The sequence below is a fragment of the Citrobacter sp. Ca225 genome (assembly GCF_030337175.1).
Taxonomy (GTDB): Bacteria; Pseudomonadota; Gammaproteobacteria; order Enterobacterales; family Enterobacteriaceae; genus Citrobacter_A; species Citrobacter_A amalonaticus.
The window spans coordinates 1-18567 of the sequence record NZ_JAOWCD010000044.1; the positions used below are offsets into that span (position 1 = coordinate 1).

The 18567-nt window shown below is 54.3% G+C and carries 13 protein-coding genes and 1 pseudogene; 13 read left to right on the plus strand and 1 reads right to left on the minus strand.

Features of this window, described 5'->3' with window-relative positions:
• Positions 1 to 85 precede the first annotated feature (85 nt).
• The 6 genes from OGW13_RS01785 to gntU all read left to right on the plus strand — a co-directional run bounded on the left by OGW13_RS01785 (position 86) and on the right by gntU (position 6508).
• Positions 86 to 1108, plus strand: coding sequence for an IS110 family RNA-guided transposase (locus OGW13_RS01785; protein WP_061548413.1), 1023 nt, complete (start codon positions 86 to 88; stop codon positions 1106 to 1108).
• 446 nt (positions 1109 to 1554) lie between these two features.
• Positions 1555 to 2592 carry an oxidoreductase gene (locus tag OGW13_RS01790; RefSeq protein WP_287115518.1) on the plus strand — a complete coding sequence of 346 codons (1038 nt, stop codon included), beginning with the start codon at positions 1555 to 1557 and terminating at the stop codon, positions 2590 to 2592.
• A gap of 123 nt (positions 2593 to 2715) precedes the next feature.
• On the plus strand, positions 2716 to 3411 hold the full coding sequence (locus OGW13_RS01795; RefSeq protein ID WP_043001767.1) for a pirin family protein: 696 nt from the start codon (positions 2716 to 2718) through the stop codon (positions 3409 to 3411).
• Between the two features lie 90 nt (positions 3412 to 3501).
• Positions 3502 to 4497: a gluconate operon transcriptional repressor GntR gene (gene gntR / locus OGW13_RS01800; protein WP_042998462.1), complete on the plus strand. Its 996-nt coding sequence runs from the start codon at positions 3502 to 3504 to the stop codon at positions 4495 to 4497.
• Positions 4498 to 4636: 139 nt separating this feature from the next.
• On the plus strand, positions 4637 to 5164 hold the full coding sequence (gntK, locus tag OGW13_RS01805; RefSeq protein ID WP_042998461.1) for a gluconokinase: 528 nt from the start codon (positions 4637 to 4639) through the stop codon (positions 5162 to 5164).
• Between the two features lie 3 nt (positions 5165 to 5167).
• Positions 5168 to 6508, plus strand: coding sequence for a gluconate transporter (gntU, locus tag OGW13_RS01810; RefSeq protein WP_042998460.1), 1341 nt, complete (start codon positions 5168 to 5170; stop codon positions 6506 to 6508).
• 37 nt (positions 6509 to 6545) lie between these two features.
• Here the strand turns inward: gntU and yhgN are convergent, their stop codons facing one another.
• Entirely contained in the window at positions 6546 to 7139 is a 594-nt protein-coding gene (gene yhgN / locus OGW13_RS01815; RefSeq protein WP_042998459.1) for an NAAT family transporter YhgN, read from the minus strand.
• A 190-nt stretch (positions 7140 to 7329) separates the two neighbouring features.
• Between yhgN and asd the strand changes: the two genes are divergently transcribed.
• The 7 genes and pseudogenes from asd to OGW13_RS01850 all read left to right on the plus strand — a co-directional run.
• A complete protein-coding gene (gene asd / locus OGW13_RS01820) occupies positions 7330 to 8436 on the plus strand; it encodes an aspartate-semialdehyde dehydrogenase (protein WP_042998458.1) in 1107 nt (368 codons plus the stop codon).
• Between the two features lie 267 nt (positions 8437 to 8703).
• Positions 8704 to 10890 (plus strand): 1,4-alpha-glucan branching enzyme, encoded by a 2187-nt coding sequence (gene glgB / locus OGW13_RS01825; protein WP_287115521.1) that lies wholly within the window; start codon positions 8704 to 8706, stop codon positions 10888 to 10890.
• Positions 10887 to 12860, plus strand: a complete 1974-nt coding sequence (glgX, locus tag OGW13_RS01830; RefSeq protein ID WP_090050260.1) for a glycogen debranching protein GlgX — start codon at positions 10887 to 10889, stop codon at positions 12858 to 12860. The genes glgB and glgX overlap by 4 nt, the downstream gene beginning before the upstream one ends.
• A gap of 17 nt (positions 12861 to 12877) precedes the next feature.
• Positions 12878 to 14170, plus strand: coding sequence for a glucose-1-phosphate adenylyltransferase (gene glgC, locus OGW13_RS01835; protein WP_042998455.1), 1293 nt, complete (start codon positions 12878 to 12880; stop codon positions 14168 to 14170).
• 2 nt (positions 14171 to 14172) lie between these two features.
• On the plus strand, positions 14173 to 15606 hold the full coding sequence (gene glgA / locus OGW13_RS01840; protein WP_042322968.1) for a glycogen synthase GlgA: 1434 nt from the start codon (positions 14173 to 14175) through the stop codon (positions 15604 to 15606).
• Positions 15607 to 15625: 19 nt separating this feature from the next.
• Entirely contained in the window at positions 15626 to 18073 is a 2448-nt protein-coding gene (gene glgP, locus OGW13_RS01845) for a glycogen phosphorylase (RefSeq protein WP_042998454.1), read from the plus strand.
• Positions 18074 to 18154: 81 nt separating this feature from the next.
• Positions 18155 to 18567: pseudogene (locus OGW13_RS01850) on the plus strand (IS5-like element ISKpn26 family transposase); the annotation flags it as partial.

Genomic DNA, 18567 nt, shown 5'->3' on the forward strand with positions numbered 1-18567 from the left:
ACGAATGGAAGGGACTTCCCCTGATTATGCGCCTGATTAACTCTTGTGCAATCATGGGGTAAACACAACCCCGGAGGGATTCGTTATGACCATTACTACTGTCGGTATCGATCTTGCTAAAAATGTGTTCGCTGTTCATTGCGTTGACCAGAATGGCAAAACCGTTCTGGTTAAATCCAGAGTAACCCGCGCAGCTCTTCCCGGGCTGATTGCTGGTTTGCCGCCCTGTGTTATCGGGATGGAGGCGTGCTCCGGGGCTCATTACTGGGCAAGACTGTTTCGGCAGTATGGTCATGAGCCGCGTCTGATGGCCGCTAAATTTGTATCGCCTTACCGCATCGCTGGTAAATCAGGGAAAAATGATGCAGCTGATGCTCAGGCTATCTGCGAGGCGGTTCGTCGCCCACATATGCGGTTTGTGCCGGTTAAGGATAAGAGCCAGCAGGCAATGCAGTGTCTGCATCGTACCCGACAGGGTTTTATCGAAGAGAAAACAGCAACATATAATCGTCTCCGGGGGTTGATATCTGAATTCGGCGTTATCGCCCCACAAAGTACAGATGCCCTGCGCCACATAGTTTTTGAGCAGAAGAATTCTTTACCACTTCAGGTTCAGCAATGTGTTGATGATTTGCTGGAGCACGTTGCTCGCATTGAAGATAACATCGCTGAATATGACCGAATTTTGTCCCGCATGGCCAAAACAGATCATCGCAGTCAGCGGCTGATGGAATTGAAGGGCGTTGGCCCCACAACGGCCTGTGCGCTGGTCGCCAGTATCGGTAATGCACATGATTTTAAGAATGGGCGCCAGCTGGCAGCCTGGCTGGGACTGACACCATCGCAGTACAGCAGCGGCGGAAAGTCGAAGCTTGGCAGGATAACGAAAGCTGGCGATTCGTATCTGAGAACACTTCTGGTTCAGGGTGCCCGCTCGGTACTGATCGGGGCGGAGAAAAGGACTGATTTATTCAGTCGTTGGGTCTGCTCACTGGTCGAACGCAGAGGATACTGGCGCGCTGTTGTTGCCATCGCTGCCAAAAATGCAAGACTGTGCTGGGCATCATTGCATTACGGTGATGATTTCAGGTTGTACTCAGCCAGCTAAAGTACAAAGCTGTATGACCATCTGATCTGCAACTCGTTGATGATAAAGGGTTAGACCCCGTGAGGTATATCTGCTTATTGTACAGGGCAAGTGTACCCGACTAACGAACTAGAGCCTCACGAGCGTCTTTCATCAGGGTCCGAATCGATGACGATTCATCATGACCGTTTATAGTACCGCAGTCTCTCCCCTTTATTTTTTTACTATAGTGCAGACAGAAACCGTAAACACCGGCGTTGACATGCCGGGGAAGCCCTTATAGTACATTAAGTACGCTCCGGCTGCTGTGCGCAGGCCGTGAATAATCTGCCTGCGCCACTCACGCCCGAGGCGCGAGCAATCCGTTTCCAGGTGCGCCAGCGCGTCCTCAGGAGAGGTTCCGCATTTAGTCTCTCTGTGCTTTGCGCTATGGTGTATGCATCATTTTTTCCAAAAAGGACTCCACCATGACGTTACATTGCGCATTTATCGGGTTCGGCAAGAGTGCGACTCGCTACCATCTCCCGTATGTCCTTCACCGTAAAGATACCTGGCATGTGGCCCATATCTTTCGCCGTCGTGCGAAGCCGGAAGAGCAGGCGCCGATTTACTCACACATCCACTTCACCAGCGATCTCAATGAAATTTTCGATGATCCGCAGGTCAAGCTGGTTATCATCTGTACTCACGCCGACAGCCACTTTGACTACGCGAAACGGGCGCTGGAGGCCGGGAAGAACGTGCTGGTTGAGAAACCCTTCACCCCGACAATGATTGAAGCGAAGGTGCTGTTTGAACTGGCACAGAGCAAAGGGTTGACGGTGACGCCGTATCAAAACCGTCGCTTTGACTCCTGTTTCCTGACCGCCAAAAAGGCGATTGAAAGCGGTAAGCTGGGTAAGATTGTGGAACTGGAAAGCCACTTTGATTACTACCGCCCGGTCGCGGAGACCCAACCTGGTTTACCGCAGGATGGCGCGTTTTATGGCCTGGGCGTACACACGATGGATCAGGTTATCTCGCTGTTCGGTCGTCCGGACCACGTGGCGTACGATATCCGCAGCCTGCGCAATAAGGCCAATCCGGACGACACCTTTGAAGCGCAACTGTTTTACGGCGATGTAAAGGCCATCGTCAAAACCAGCCATCTGGTGAAAATCGACTATCCGAAGTTTATCGTGCATGGCACCAAGGGGTCGTTTATCAAATACGGTATTGACCAGCAGGAAACCAGCCTGAAGGCCAACATCATGCCGGGTGAGCCAGGCTTTGCGGCAGACGATTCCGTTGGCGTGCTGGAGTACGTTAACGACGAAGGGGTGACGGTGAAAGAAGGGATCAAACCGGAAACGGGCGACTACGGGCGTGTCTATGATGCGCTGTATGACACTCTCACCACGGGCGCGCCAAATTACGTCAAGGAATCTGACGTTCTGACCAACCTTGAACTCCTCGAACGGGCGTTCGAACAGGCTTCACCGGCCACGATTACCCTTGCCCGATAAGCCAGACTGACTCCTCTGTACTTGTTCATAATTTTTGAACAGAGGAGTCAATTTTCACCCTCTATGATTGATGATGGATTCGGTCCACACTTACTCCATCGAAAACATCTGGGGGTGAACACAATGATCTACTTACGCAAAGCAAACGACCGTGGCCACGCGAATCATGGCTGGCTGGATTCCTGGCATACCTTCTCTTTTGCTGACTACTACGATCCCAACTTTATGGGCTTCTCGGCACTGCGCGTGATTAACGACGACGTGATTGACGCCGGTCAGGGTTTCGGTACCCACCCGCATAAAGACATGGAAATTCTGACCTACGTGCTGGAAGGCGCAGTAGAACACCAGGACAGCATGGGCAATAAAGAGCAGGTGCCGGCAGGTGAATTCCAGATTATGAGCGCGGGGACCGGGATCCGGCACTCTGAGTACAACCCGAGCAAAACGGATCGTCTGCGTCTGTATCAGATCTGGATCATTCCGGAAAAAACCGGCATCACGCCGCGTTACGAGCAGCGCCGCTTCGACGCCACACAGGGTAAACAACTGGTGTTGTCACCGGACGCTCGCGACGGCTCGTTGAAAGTGTACCAGGATATGGAACTGTATCGCTGGGCGCTGGTGAAAGGTGAGCAGTCAGTACACCAGATTGCTGCTGAACGTCGCGTCTGGATCCAGGTGGTAAAAGGCGAGGTGAGCATTAACGGCACGAAAGCCACCACCAGCGACGGTCTGGCGATTTGGGATGAGCAGGCGCTGTCAATTCATGCTGACAGCGATAGTGAAATCCTGCTGTTTGATCTGCCGCCTGTATAAATAATTACGCAACCTTCCCTTTAAACGGGGAAGGTTGTGCTTTGTCCGTGATAAACTGAGCAAATCTCTCACTTACGATTTCTCAGGACGATGAAGAAGAAAAGACCCGTACTTCAGGATGTAGCTGATCGTGTTGGTGTGACCAAAATGACGGTCAGCCGTTTTTTGCGTAATCCGGAGCAAGTCTCCGTTGCATTGCGGGGCAAGATCGCTGCTGCACTTGATGAACTGGGTTATATTCCCAATCGCGCACCTGATATCCTCTCCAACGCCACTAGTCGGGCCATTGGCGTACTGCTGCCGTCGTTAACCAACCAGGTTTTTGCCGAAGTTTTACGCGGTATTGAGACCGTGACGGATGCGCATGGTTATCAAACCATGCTGGCGCACTACGGTTATAAGCCGGAGATGGAACAGGAACGTCTGGAGTCGATGCTCTCCTGGAACATCGATGGTCTGATCCTGACTGAACGTACCCACACGCCGCGCACGTTGAAAATGATCGAAGTGGCGGGGATTCCGGTGGTTGAACTGATGGACAGTCAGTCGCCCTGCCTTGATATCGCCGTCGGTTTTGACAACTTTGAAGCCGCGCGTCAAATGACCGCCGCGATTATTGCACGCGGGCATCGTCATATCGCCTATCTGGGGGCACGTCTTGACGAACGTACTATCATCAAACAGAAGGGTTACGAACAGGCGATGCTGGATGCCGGTCTGTTGCCCTACAGTGTGATGGTGGAGCAGTCTTCTTCTTACTCTTCGGGGATTGAGCTTATCCGTCAGGCGCGTCGTGAATACCCGCAACTGGACGGTATCTTCTGTACTAACGATGACCTGGCGGTGGGCGCGGCCTTTGAATGCCAGCGTTTAGGGTTGAGGATCCCGGATGACATGGCGATCGCTGGTTTTCACGGCCATGATATCGGTCAGGTGATGGAACCGCGTCTGGCCAGCGTGCTGACGCCGCGTGAGCGTATGGGCAGCATTGGCGCAGAGCGTCTACTGGCGCGTATTCGTGGGGAGAGCGTCACGCCAAAAATGTTAGATTTAGGTTTCACCTTGTCACCGGGTGGATCTATTTAACCCGACAAATTTGAAGTAGCTCACACTTATTCACTTCTCGCACGTTTGGATATTGCTTCTGTTTTAGTCAGGTTGGACAATGTTACCGATAACAGTTACCCGTAACAATTCCTGATCCTTGTACTGTGGGGGCACCACTTTGAGCACGACTAATCATGATCACCACATTTACGTTCTGATGGGCGTATCGGGCAGCGGTAAATCCGCTGTCGCCAGCGAAGTGGCGCATCAACTGCATGCCGCGTTTCTTGATGGCGATTTTCTCCATCCGCGTCGCAACATTGAGAAAATGGCCTCCGGTGAGCCGCTCAATGATGACGACCGTAAGCCGTGGTTGCAGGCGCTGAATGACGCCGCGTTTGCGATGCAGCGTACCAATAAGGTTTCGCTGATCGTCTGTTCCGCACTGAAAAAACATTACCGTGATCTGCTGCGTGACGGTAACCCGAACCTTTCTTTCATCTACCTGAAAGGCGATTTCGACGTGATCGAAAGCCGTCTGAAGGCGCGTAAAGGCCATTTCTTCAAAACCCAGATGCTGGTGACGCAGTTTGAAACCCTGCAAGAACCGGGTGCAGACGAAAGCGACGTACTGGTGGTGGATATCGATCAGCCACTGGAAGGTGTTGTTGCCAGCACCATCGAGGTCATTAATAAAAGGCAGTAAGTTTTGAGTACATTAACGCTTGTTTTAACAGCAGTAGGCTCCGTTCTGCTGCTGTTGTTTTTAGTGATGAAGGCGCGTATGCACGCCTTCGTTGCTTTGATGGTGGTGTCTATTGGTGCAGGTCTCTTTTCCGGTATGCCGCTCGATAAAATCGCGGCGACAATGGAAAAAGGGATGGGAGGTACGCTGGGCTTCCTGGCGATTGTGGTCGCTCTGGGGGCTATGTTTGGCAAGATTTTGCATGAAACGGGCGCAGTTGATCAGATTGCGGTCAAAATGCTGAAATCCTTCGGCCACAGTCGCGCGCATTATGCGATTGGGCTGGCGGGACTGATTTGCGCGCTGCCGCTGTTCTTTGAAGTGGCCATTGTTCTGCTGATAAGCGTCGCGTTCTCGATGGCGCGTCATACCGGTACAAACCTGGTGAAGCTGGTGATCCCGCTGTTTGCGGGCGTGGCGGCGGCCGCCGCATTTCTGCTGCCGGGGCCTGCGCCGATGCTGCTCGCTTCTCAGATGCACGCCGACTTTGGCTGGATGATTCTGATTGGTCTGTGTGCCGCCATTCCAGGGATGATTATCGCCGGGCCGCTGTGGGGCAACTTTATCAGCCGCTACGTTGAGCTGAATATTCCAGACGATATTACCGAACCGCATCTGGGCGAGGGCAAAATGCCGTCCTTTGGCTTCAGTCTGTCGCTGATCTTGTTGCCGCTGGTGCTGGTGGGACTGAAAACCATCGCCGCACGTTTTGTGCCGGTCGGTTCTACGGCTTACCAGTGGTTTGAATTTGTCGGTCACCCGTTCACCGCGATTCTGGTGGCTTGTCTGGTGGCGATTTACGGCCTGGCGATGCGTCAGGGGATGCCGAAAGATAAGGTCATGGAGATTTGCGGTCACGCGCTGCAACCGGCGGGTATCATCCTGTTGGTGATTGGTGCTGGCGGTGTCTTCAAGCAGGTGCTGGTGGATTCTGGCGTGGGGCCGGCGCTGGGTGAAGCGCTGACCGGGATGGGCTTGCCGATTGCCATTACCTGCTTCGTGCTGGCGGCAGCGGTGCGTATCATTCAGGGCTCCGCGACCGTAGCCTGCTTAACGGCGGTGGGACTGGTGATGCCAGTAATTGAACAACTGAATTTCTCCGGGGCGCAGATGGCGGCACTGTCTATCTGTATCGCGGGGGGGTCGATCGTCGTCAGCCACGTGAACGATGCCGGTTTCTGGCTGTTCGGGAAATTCACCGGTGCGACAGAAGCACAAACGCTGAAGACCTGGACAATGATGGAAACCATCCTCGGCACCGTGGGTGCGATTGTGGGTATGGTGGCGTTTTCACTGCTCAGTTGAAAAAAGGTAGGCCGGGCAATCGCCCGGCCCTATTGTTTTATCCCTTCATCCACATCCGGATGCCGTCCAGGAACATCTGGGTCGCCATCATCACCAGAATCAATCCCATCAGGCGTTCCAGCGCATTTACCCCTTTCTCACCCAGCAGACGCAGAAACAGCGACGACTGCAGCAGAATCACAAACGTACCGCCCCAGGCCAGCAGCAAGGCAATCACCAGATGCCCCATTTGATTAGGATACTGATGCGATAACAACATCAACGTGGCCAGAATCGTTGGGCCGGCAACTAACGGGATCGCCAGCGGGACAATAAAGGGCTCTTCGCCTGCCGGAAGGCCTGCGCTGTTTCCGGTGGCACTGGGGAAGATCATCTTGATGGCAATCAGGAACAGAATAATGCCCCCGGATATTGAAACCGTTTCGGCTCGCAAATTCAGGAATGCGAGAATTTTCTCGCCCGCGAAAAGGAAAATCAGCATCAGTAACAGCGCAATGAACAGCTCGCGCACCATGATTGCCCGACGCCGCTTCGGTTCGGTATGTTTCAGTACGGACATGAAAATGGGCAAATTACCGAGCGGATCCATAATCAGGATCAATAAAACGGCTGCAGAAATGATTTCATTCATAACTCAAATTCCCTGATAATTGCCTCGGACTTTCTGCTCGCTTAAGCAGCGGGATAAGTCGCATTTCTGATGGCATCGCTATCATTGATTAAATTCACTTGCGACTTTGGCTGCTTTTTGTATGGTGAAGGATGAGCCAGTAGGACACTGGTCAGCATACACAGCACACATCTTTGCAGGAAAAAACGCTATGAAAAATGTTGGTTTTATCGGCTGGCGCGGTATGGTCGGCTCTGTTCTCATGCAACGCATGGTTGAAGAGCGCGACTTCGACGCCATTCGCCCTGTTTTCTTTTCAACTTCCCAGCTTGGGCAGGCCGCGCCGACGTTCGGCGGTACCTCGACCGGCACACTTCAGGACGCTTTCGATCTGGACGCGCTGAAAGCGCTCGATATCATTGTGACCTGTCAGGGCGGCGATTATACCAACGAAATCTATCCAAAGCTTCGTGAAAGCGGATGGCAGGGTTACTGGATTGACGCGGCCTCTTCGCTGCGCATGAAAGATGACGCTATCATTATCCTCGACCCGGTTAACCAGGATGTCATCACCCGGGGCCTGAACAACGGGATTAAAACCTTCGTCGGCGGTAACTGTACCGTTAGCCTGATGCTGATGTCGTTGGGCGGTCTGTTTGCCCATGACCTGGTGGACTGGGTGTCGGTCGCGACCTACCAGGCGGCCTCCGGCGGCGGCGCGCGTCATATGCGCGAATTGCTCAACCAGATGGGCCAGTTGCATAACTACGTCGCTGATGAACTGGCAACGCCTTCCTCCGCTATTCTCGATATCGAACGCAAAGTTACCCAACTGACTCGTAGCGGCGAACTGCCGGTAGATAACTTTGGCGTCCCGCTGGCAGGTAGCCTGATTCCGTGGATCGACAAACAGCTTGATAACGGCCAGAGTCGCGAAGAGTGGAAAGGCCAGGCGGAAACTAACAAAATCCTTGATACCTCATCCGTCATTCCGGTCGATGGCCTGTGCGTGCGCGTTGGCGCGCTGCGTTGCCACAGCCAGGCGTTCACTATCAAACTGAAAAAAGACGTTTCCATTCCGACCGTGGAAGAACTGCTGGCGGCTCACAATCCGTGGGCGAAAGTGGTGCCAAACGATCGGGATATCACCATGCGCGAGTTAACCCCAGCGGCCGTTACCGGCACGTTGACCACGCCAGTTGGCCGTCTGCGTAAGCTGAACATGGGACCGGAGTTCCTGTCAGCCTTTACGGTAGGCGACCAGTTGCTCTGGGGGGCTGCAGAGCCGTTGCGACGTATGTTGCGCCATCTGGCGTAATCGCGTTGGTTTACAAGGGGTGCTGAGTCACCCCTTTTTATGCGTAAAAAAGGAGTAAACGCAAATGTATAGTCTTTATGCAGGAGTTAATGAAAGTGTTGGCTATTCTTTAAGGGTGTCCTGATCTCAGTATCAGGGCTTTACCTGAAGGTAGGACGGGGCAGAGAGGATGCACAATTGTGCTGCACCGTTCAGGTCAAAAAAAGTGTCGCTGACTGATGTCGAAAATCAGTTGGAGGAGTGACACCAAAAAACAGGATGAAAACCATGTCCGATCGTATCGATAGAGACGTGATTAATGCGCTAATCGCAGGCCATTTTGCGGATCCTTTTTCCGTACTCGGTATGCACCAGACCTCAGCCGGACTCGAAGTCCGCGCGCTTTTACCTGACGCCACTGAAGTGTGGGTGATCGAACCTAAAACCGGGCGCAAAGTCGGCAAACTGGACTGCCTCGACTCACGCGGTTTTTTCAGCGGTGTATTACCTCGCCGTAAAAATCCTTTTCGTTACCAGCTCGCTGTTGTCTGGCACGGCCAGCAAAATCTGATTGATGATCCCTACCGTTTTGGTCCTCTTATTCAGGATATTGATGCCTGGCTGCTGTCGGAAGGCACCCATTTGCGTCCGTATGAAACGCTGGGGGCGCATGCGGACACCATGGATGGCGTCACGGGTACCCGTTTCTCCGTCTGGGCGCCGAATGCGCGCCGCGTTTCCGTAGTCGGACAATTTAACTTCTGGGATGGTCGCCGTCACCCGATGCGTCTGCGCAAAGAAAGCGGCATCTGGGAACTGTTTATCCCCGGCGCACAGCATGGTCAGCTCTACAAATATGAGATGATCGACGCCAACGGTAATCTGCGGGTGAAAGCCGACCCTTACGCCTTTGAAGCACAGATGCGTCCGGAAACGGCCTCGCTCATTTGCGGTCTGCCCGAAAAAGTGGAACAGACCGAGGCGCGCAAAAAAGCGAACCAGTTTGACGCGCCAATCTCCATTTATGAAGTCCATCTGGGCTCGTGGCGTCGCCATACCGACAACAACTTCTGGCTGAGCTATCGCGAGCTGGCTGACCAGCTCATCCCGTACGTGAAATGGATGGGCTTTACCCATCTCGAACTGCTGCCGGTGAATGAGCATCCGTTTGACGGCAGTTGGGGTTATCAGCCAACGGGACTTTATGCGCCAACGCGTCGTTTTGGCACGCGCGATGATTTCCGTTATTTCGTGAACGCCGCGCATCAGGCGGGCTTGAACGTCATCCTTGACTGGGTGCCGGGCCACTTTCCGTCGGATGATTTTGCTCTCGCGGAGTTCGATGGCACCAAACTGTACGAGCATAGCGACCCGCGCGAAGGGTATCACCAGGACTGGAACACGCTGATCTACAACTACGGTCGTCGTGAAGTCAGTAACTATCTGGTAGGCAACGCCCTGTACTGGATTGAACGCTTTGGTATTGACGCCCTGCGCGTGGATGCCGTGGCGTCGATGATTTATCGCGATTACAGTCGCAAAGAGGGCGAGTGGATCCCGAATGAATTCGGCGGCCGCGAAAACCTGGAAGCGATTGAGTTTTTACGCAATACCAACCGCATTCTCGGTGAGCAGGTGCCGGGGGCGGTGAGCATGGCGGAAGAGTCGACGGATTTCGCGGGCGTCTCCCGACCGCAGGATATGGGCGGTCTGGGTTTCTGGTACAAGTGGAACCTTGGCTGGATGCACGACACCCTCGATTACATGAAGCTGGATCCGGTTTATCGTCAATATCATCACGATAAGCTGACCTTCGGCATGCTCTACAACTATACCGAAAACTTCGTTCTGCCGTTGTCGCATGACGAAGTGGTCCACGGTAAGAAATCGATTCTCGACCGCATGCCGGGCGACGCGTGGCAGAAATTTGCCAACCTGCGCGCTTACTATGGCTGGATGTGGGCCTTCCCGGGTAAAAAACTGCTGTTTATGGGCAACGAATTCGCTCAGGGGCGCGAGTGGAACCATGACGCTAGCCTTGACTGGCATTTGCTGGAAGGCGGCGACAACTGGCACCACGGTGTGCAGCGTCTGGTGCGCGACCTCAACCTGACCTATCGTCACCACAAAGCGTTACATGAGCTCGACTTTGACCCTTACGGCTTCGAATGGCTGGTTGTCGATGATAAAGAACGTTCAGTACTGATTTTTGTCCGTCGCGATAAGGTCGGGAACGAAATTATCGTCGCCAGCAACTTCACGCCGGTGCCGCGTCACGATTACCGCTTTGGCGTCAATCAGCCGGGTAAATGGCGCGAAATTCTCAATACTGACTCGATGCACTACCACGGCAGCAATGCCGGGAACGGCGGGGCGGTCCATACCGATGAGATTTCCAGCCACGGACGCCCGCAATCCCTGAGTCTGACGCTGCCGCCGCTGTCGACAATCTGGCTGGTTCGGGAGGCGGAATGACGCAACTGGTTGCCGGTAACGCCACACCGCATGGCGCAACGTATGACGGACATGGCGTGAATTTCACGCTCTTTTCCGCCCATGCCGAGCGCGTTGAGCTGTGTGTGTTTGACGCGTCGGGCAATGAGCAGCGCTACGACCTGCCAGCGCGCACCGGAGATGTCTGGCACGGCTATCTGGCCGACGCCCGTCCCGGTCTGCGTTATGGCTACCGCGTGCATGGGCCGTGGCAGCCAGCGCAGGGTCACTGGTTTAATCCGGCTAAACTGCTGATTGATCCCTGCGCGCGTCGCGTAGAGGGCGACCTGAAAGATGACCCGCTGATGCATGCGGGTTATGACCAGCCGGATCATCGCGATAACGTCGCCATTGCGCCGAAGTGCGTGGTGACCGTCGATCGCTATGACTGGGAAGACGATGCCCCGCCGCGCACGCCGTGGGGCAATACCGTCATCTATGAGGCACATGTCAAAGGTTTAACCTACCTGCATCCGCAAATCCCGGCAGAGATTCGCGGCACGTACCACGCGCTTGGTCATCCGGTGATGATCGATTATCTGAAGCATTTGGGGATTACCGCGCTGGAATTGTTACCCGTGGCGCATTTCGCCAGTGAACCGCGTTTACAACGGCTGGGGTTGTCGAACTATTGGGGCTACAACCCCGTCGCGCTGTTTGCGCTGCATCCAGCCTATGCCTGCTCGCCAGAGACGGCACTGGATGAATTTCGCGATGCTGTTAAGGCGCTGCACAAAGCCGGCATTGAGGTCATTCTCGACATTGTACTCAACCACAGCGCTGAGCTGGATCGGGACGGGCCGCTCATCTCCCTGCGCGGAATCGACAACCGTAGCTATTATTGGATCAGAGAGGATGGTGATTATCACAACTGGACCGGTTGCGGTAACACGCTCAATCTCAGCCATCCTTGCGTGGTGGAGTATGCCCTTGAATGCCTGCGTTACTGGGTTGAAACCTGCCATGTCGATGGTTTTCGTTTTGATCTGGCATCGGTGATGGGGCGTACGCCGGCGTTTAGCCAGGATGCACCATTGTTTACCGCCATCAAACAGTGCCCGGTGCTGTCCGGCGTTAAGCTTATCGCTGAACCCTGGGATATCGGGGCCGGTGGGTATCAGGTGGGGAATTTCCCTGCGCCGTTCGCGGAGTGGAACGATCATTTTCGCGATGCGTCACGCCGCTTCTGGCTACAGCGCAATGTGTCGCTCGGCGAGTTTGCCGGGCGTTTTGCGGCCTCCAGCGACGTGTTTAAGCGCGATGGACGCAAACCTTCCGCTTCCGTCAATCTGGTCACCGCGCATGACGGTTTTACGCTCAGAGACTGCGTTTGTTTCAATCAGAAACACAATGAGGCAAACGGAGAGGAAAATCGGGACGGAACCGACAATAACCATAGCAATAATCATGGTAAAGAAGGATTAGGCGGCACTCTGGAGGTCGTCGAACGTCGCCGCGACAGCATTCATGCGTTGCTGACGACGCTTTTACTTTCTCAGGGAACGCCCATGTTACTGGCCGGTGATGAACACGGACACAGTCAGCATGGCAACAACAACGCCTATTGCCAGGACAATGCGTTGACCTGGCTGGACTGGTCGCAGGCGAGCGGGGGATTAATCGATTTTACCGCCGCATTAATCAAACTGCGCCAGCAAATCCCGGCGCTGGTGGGAGACTACTGGTGGGAAGAGGGTGATGGCAACGTGCGCTGGCTTAATCGCTACGCGCAACCACTGAGTGCGGATGAATGGCAAAACGGGCCAATGCAGATGCAAATCCTGCTGTCGGATCGTTTTCTTATTGCCATCAATGCTGCGCTTGATACTGCTGAAATTGTTTTACCTGAAGGGGAATGGCGCGCTGTTCCCCCGTTTGCCGGAGAGGATAATCCGGTAATTACGGCTGTCTGGCCGGGACCTGCGCACGGACTGTGTGTGTTCCAGAGATGATCAAAAAGGAGTTAGTCATGGTGAGTTTAGAGAAGAATGATCGTTTAATGTTGGCGCGCCAGTTGCCGTTGAAATCGGTTGCCCTGATTCTGGCGGGCGGACGTGGCACTCGTCTGAAAGATTTAACCAACAAACGTGCAAAACCGGCCGTTCACTTTGGTGGTAAGTTTCGCATTATTGATTTTGCGTTATCCAACTGTCTTAACTCCGGGATCCGCCGTATTGGCGTCATCACGCAATATCAATCTCACACTCTGGTACAGCATATTCAGCGTGGTTGGTCGTTCTTCAGCGAGGAGATGAATGAATTTGTCGATTTGCTGCCTGCTCAACAAAGAATGCAGGGCGAAAACTGGTATCGCGGCACGGCGGATGCGGTGACGCAGAACCTGGATATCATCCGTCGCTATAAGGCGGAATATGTGGTGATCCTGGCGGGTGACCATATCTATAAGCAAGATTACTCCCGCATGCTGATCGACCACGTCGAGAAAGGCGCGCGCTGCACCGTAGCCTGTATGCCGGTGCCGATCGAAGAGGCCAGCGCGTTCGGCGTAATGGCGGTCGATGAAAACGATAAGATTATTGAGTTCGTGGAAAAACCGGCGAACCCACCCGCCATGCCAGGCGATGCCACGAAATCGCTCGCCAGCATGGGGATCTACATTTTTGATGCTGATTACCTTTATGAGTTGCTGGAAAAGGATGACAGCGACGAAGGTTCAAGCCATGACTTCGGCAAAGATATTATTCCGACAGTCACCAAAGCTGGCATGGCTTATGCACATCCTTTCCCGTTGTCCTGCGTTCAGTCGGATCCTGAGTCCGAGCCGTACTGGCGTGACGTCGGAACGCTGGAAGCCTACTGGAAAGCAAACCTCGATCTGGCATCCGTGACCCCGGAACTGGATATGTACGATCAGAACTGGCCGATTCGCACCCACATGGAATCGCTACCGCCGGCGAAATTTGTGCAGGACCGCTCGGGAAGCCACGGCATGACGCTGAACTCACTGGTTTCGGGCGGCTGTATTATTTCCGGTTCCGTCGTAGTGCAGTCCGTTCTGTTCCCGCGCGTGCGGGTGAATTCATTCTGTAATATTGATTCGGCAGTGTTGCTACCCGAAGTCTGGGTAGGACGCTCATGCCGCCTGCGTCGCTGCATTATCGATCGTGCCTGCGTTATCCCTGAAGGCATGGTGATTGGCGAAAATGCGGAAGAAGATGCCCGTCGCTTCTACCGCTCCGAGGAAGGCATTGTGCTGGTGACGCGCGAAATGCTGCGCAAACTGCAGGTCAAACAGGAGTGAGAATGCAGGTTTTACATGTATGTTCGGAGATGTTTCCCCTGTTGAAAACAGGTGGTCTGGCCGATGTGATTGGCGCGTTGCCGGCGGCGCAAATCGCGGATGGTGTTGATGCCCGCGTTTTGCTGCCCGCGTTTCCCGACATTCGTCGGGGCATCACGGATGCGCAAGTAGTCAGCCGTCGCGACACATTCGCGGGCAGGATTAGTCTGCTGTTTGGTCATTACAACGGTGTGGGGATTTACCTGATTGATGCCCCGCATCTTTACGATCGTCCGGGGAGTCCGTATCACGATACGAACCTGTTTGCCTACACCGATAACGTACTGCGTTTTGCGCTGCTGGGATGGGTAGGATGTGAAATGGCCTGTGGGCTTGATCCATTCTGGCGCCCGGACGTGGTGCATGCGCACGACTGGCATGCTGGCCTGGCGCCTGCGTATCTGGCCGCGCGCGGACGTCCGGCGAAATCGGTGTTTACCGTGCACAACCTGGCGTATCAGGGCATGTTTTATGCACAGCATATGAATGACATCCAACTGCCATGGTCGTTCTTTAACATGCATGGGCTGGAGTTTAACGGTCAGATTTCATTCCTGAAGGCCGGTCTGTACTACGCCGACCACATCACGGCGGTCAGCCCGACCTATGCGCGGGAGATCACCGAGCCGCAGTTTGCCTACGGTATGGAAGGGTTGCTGCAACAGCGCCATCGTGAAGGGCGGCTTTCTGGCGTTCTGAACGGGGTGGATGAGAAAATCTGGAGTCCAGAGACGGATCTCTTGCTGGCGTCGCGCTATACGCGGGATTCGCTGGAAGAGAAGGCGGAAAACAAACGCCAGTTGCAGATAGCAATGGGACTCAAGGTCAATGACAAGGTTCCGCTGTTTGCCGTCGTCAGTCGCCTGACCAGCCAGAAGGGGCTGGACCTGGTGCTGGAGGCGTTGCCGGGCCTGCTGGAGCAGGGCGGACAACTCGCACTGCTGGGGGCGGGCGATCCGGTGTTGCAGGAAGGTTTCCTTGCCGCCGCTGCCGAATATCCCGGTCAGGTCGGTGTGCAGATTGGCTATCACGAAGCGTTTTCGCACCGCATCATGGGCGGCGCGGACGTCATTCTGGTACCGAGCCGCTTTGAACCGTGCGGCTTAACGCAACTCTACGGGCTGAAGTACGGTACGTTGCCGCTGGTACGGCGTACCGGTGGACTGGCAGATACGGTGTCCGACAGCTCGCTGGAAAACCTTGCCGATGGCATCGCCAGCGGGTTTGTGTTTGAGGACAGCAACGCCTGGTCCCTGCTACGGGCTATCCGGCGCGCTTTCGTGCTGTGGTCTCGACCTTCGCTCTGGCGGTTTGTGCAACGGCAAGCGATGGCGATGGATTTTAGCTGGCAAGTCGCGGCGAAGTCATACCGCGAGCTTTACTATCGCTTGAAATAGATATTCAGGAATCATCATTATGAATGCTCCATTTACCTATGCATCGCCGACGCTGAGCGTAGAAGCGCTTAAGCACTCTATCGCTTACAAGCTGATGTTCACGATTGGTAAAGACCCGGTTATTGCCAATAAGCATGAATGGCTGAACGCGACGCTGTTTGCGGTGCGCGATCGTCTTGTGGAGCGCTGGCTGCGTTCTAACCGAGCCCAACTGTCCCAGGAAACCCGCCAGGTTTATTACCTGTCGATGGAATTTCTGATTGGACGTACCCTTTCCAATGCGCTGTTATCGTTGGGGATTTATGACGATGTCCAGGGCGCGCTGGAAGCGATGGGATTAGATCTTGAAGAACTCATCGATGAAGAAAACGACCCGGGTCTCGGTAACGGCGGTCTCGGGCGGCTGGCTGCCTGTTTCCTGGATTCGCTGGCAACCTTAGGGCTGCCGGGGCGTGGCTATGGTATCCGCTACGACTACGGGATGTTCAAGCAGAACATCGTCGATGGGCGACAGAAAGAGTCTCCTGATTACTGGCTGGAATATGGTAACCCGTGGGAATTCAAACGCCATAACACGCGGTACAAAGTTCGCTTTGGCGGACGTATTCAGCAGGAAGGCAAGAAAACACGCTGGCTTGAAACCGAAGAGATCCTCGCGGTCGCCTACGACCAGATTATCCCCGGTTATGACACTGACGCCACCAACACGCTGCGTCTGTGGAATGCGCAGGCCAGTAGCGAAATTAACCTCGGTAAATTCAACCAGGGCGATTACTTCGCCGCCGTGGAAGATAAAAACCACTCCGAGAACGTGTCGCGCGTACTGTATCCGGATGACTCCACCTATTCCGGACGCGAACTGCGTCTGCGTCAGGAGTATTTCCTGGTCTCGGCAACGGTGCAGGATATCCTGAGCCGTCACTATCAGTTGCACAAAACCTACGACAACCTCGCGGATAAGATTGCCATTCACCTGAATGACACGCACCCGGTGCTGTCGATCCCGGAGCTGATGCGTCTGCTGATTGACGAACATCAGTTCACCTGGGACGACGCGTTTGAAGTGTGCTGCCAGGTTTTTTCCTACACCAACCACACGCTGATGAGCGAAGCACTGGAAACCTGGCCGGTGGATATGCTGGGCAAAATCCTGCCGCGCCATCTGCAGATCATCTTTGAAATTAACGACTACTTCCTGAAAACGTTGCAGGAGCAGTATCCGAACGATACCGGTCTGCTGGGACGCGCGTCGATCATTGACGAGTCCAACGGTCGCCGCGTACGTATGGCGTGGCTGGCGGTGGTGGTGAGTCATAAGGTGAATGGCGTTTCCGAGTTGCACTCTAACCTGATGGTGCAGTCGCTGTTCGCTGATTTTGCGACCATTTTCCCGACCCGTTTCTGCAACGTGACAAATGGTGTGACGCCGCGCCGCTGGTTGGCGTTGGCAAACCCGTCGCTTTCCGGCGTTCTGGACGAGAACATTGGCCGTACATGGCGTACCGATCTGAGCCAACTGCATGAACTCGAACAGCACTGCGATTTCCCGCTGGTCAATCATGCGGTACGTCAGGCGAAGCTGGAAAACAAAAAGCGGCTGGCAAACTACATTGCGCAGCAACTCAACGTGGTGGTGAATCCGAAATCGCTGTTTGATGTCCAGATCAAGCGCATTCATGAGTACAAGCGTCAGTTAATGAATGTGCTGCACGTGATTACGCGCTACAACCGAATCAAGGCTAATCCTGATGCGCAGTGGGTGCCGCGGGTGAATATTTTTGCCGGTAAGGCCGCATCGGCCTATTACATGGCGAAGCACATCATTCACCTGATTAATGACGTCGCGAAAGTCATCAATAACGATCCGCAGATTGGCGATAAGCTGAAAGTGGTGTTTATCCCCAACTACAGCGTGAGCCTGGCACAGCTGATCATTCCGGCGGCAGATCTGTCTGAGCAGATTTCGCTGGCGGGGACCGAAGCCTCCGGCACCAGCAACATGAAGTTCGCACTCAACGGCGCGTTGACTATTGGTACGCTGGACGGGGCGAACGTGGAGATGCTGGAACACGTTGGCGAAGAGAACATCTTTATCTTTGGTAACACGGCAGAAGAGGTCGAAGAACTGCGCAGGCAGGGCTATAAACCGCGTGAATATTACGATAAAGATGAGGAACTGCATCAGGTGCTGACCCAAATCGGCAGCGGCATGTTCAGCCCGGAAGAGCCTGGGCGTTATCGTGATCTGGTGGATTCGCTGATCAACTTCGGCGATCACTATCAGGTACTGGCGGACTACCGCAGCTATGTCGATTGTCAGGACAAGGTGGACGACCTGTACGGACGTCCGGAAGAGTGGACCGCCAAAGCGATGCTCAATATCGCCAACATGGGCTACTTCTCCTCTGACAGGACCATCCAGGAGTATGCTGACCACATCTGGCATATTGATCCGGTACGGTTGTAAGTCGTCATGTTAAGGAAGGTGCGAACAAGTTCCTGATATGAGATCATCATATTCATCCGGAGCGCATCCCAGAGGGACATCATGAGCCATCAACTCACCTTCGCCGATAGTGAATTCAGCACTAAGCGCCGTCAGACCCGAAAAGAGATTTTCCTCTCCCGCATGGAGCAGATTCTGCCATGGCAGAATATGACCGCTGTCATCGAGCCGTTTTATCCCAAGGCGGGCAATGGCCGACGGCCCTATCCGCTGGAGACCATGCTGCGTATTCACTGCATGCAGCATTGGTACAACCTGAGCGACGGTGCCATGGAAGATGCCCTGTACGAAATCGCCTCCATGCGCCTGTTTGCCCGATTATCCCTGGATAGCGCCCTGCCGGATCGCACCACCATCATGAATTTCCGCCACCTGCTCGAGCAGCATCAACTGGCCCGTCAATTGTTCAAGACCATCAATCGCTGGCTGGCCGAAGCAGGCGTCATGATGACCCA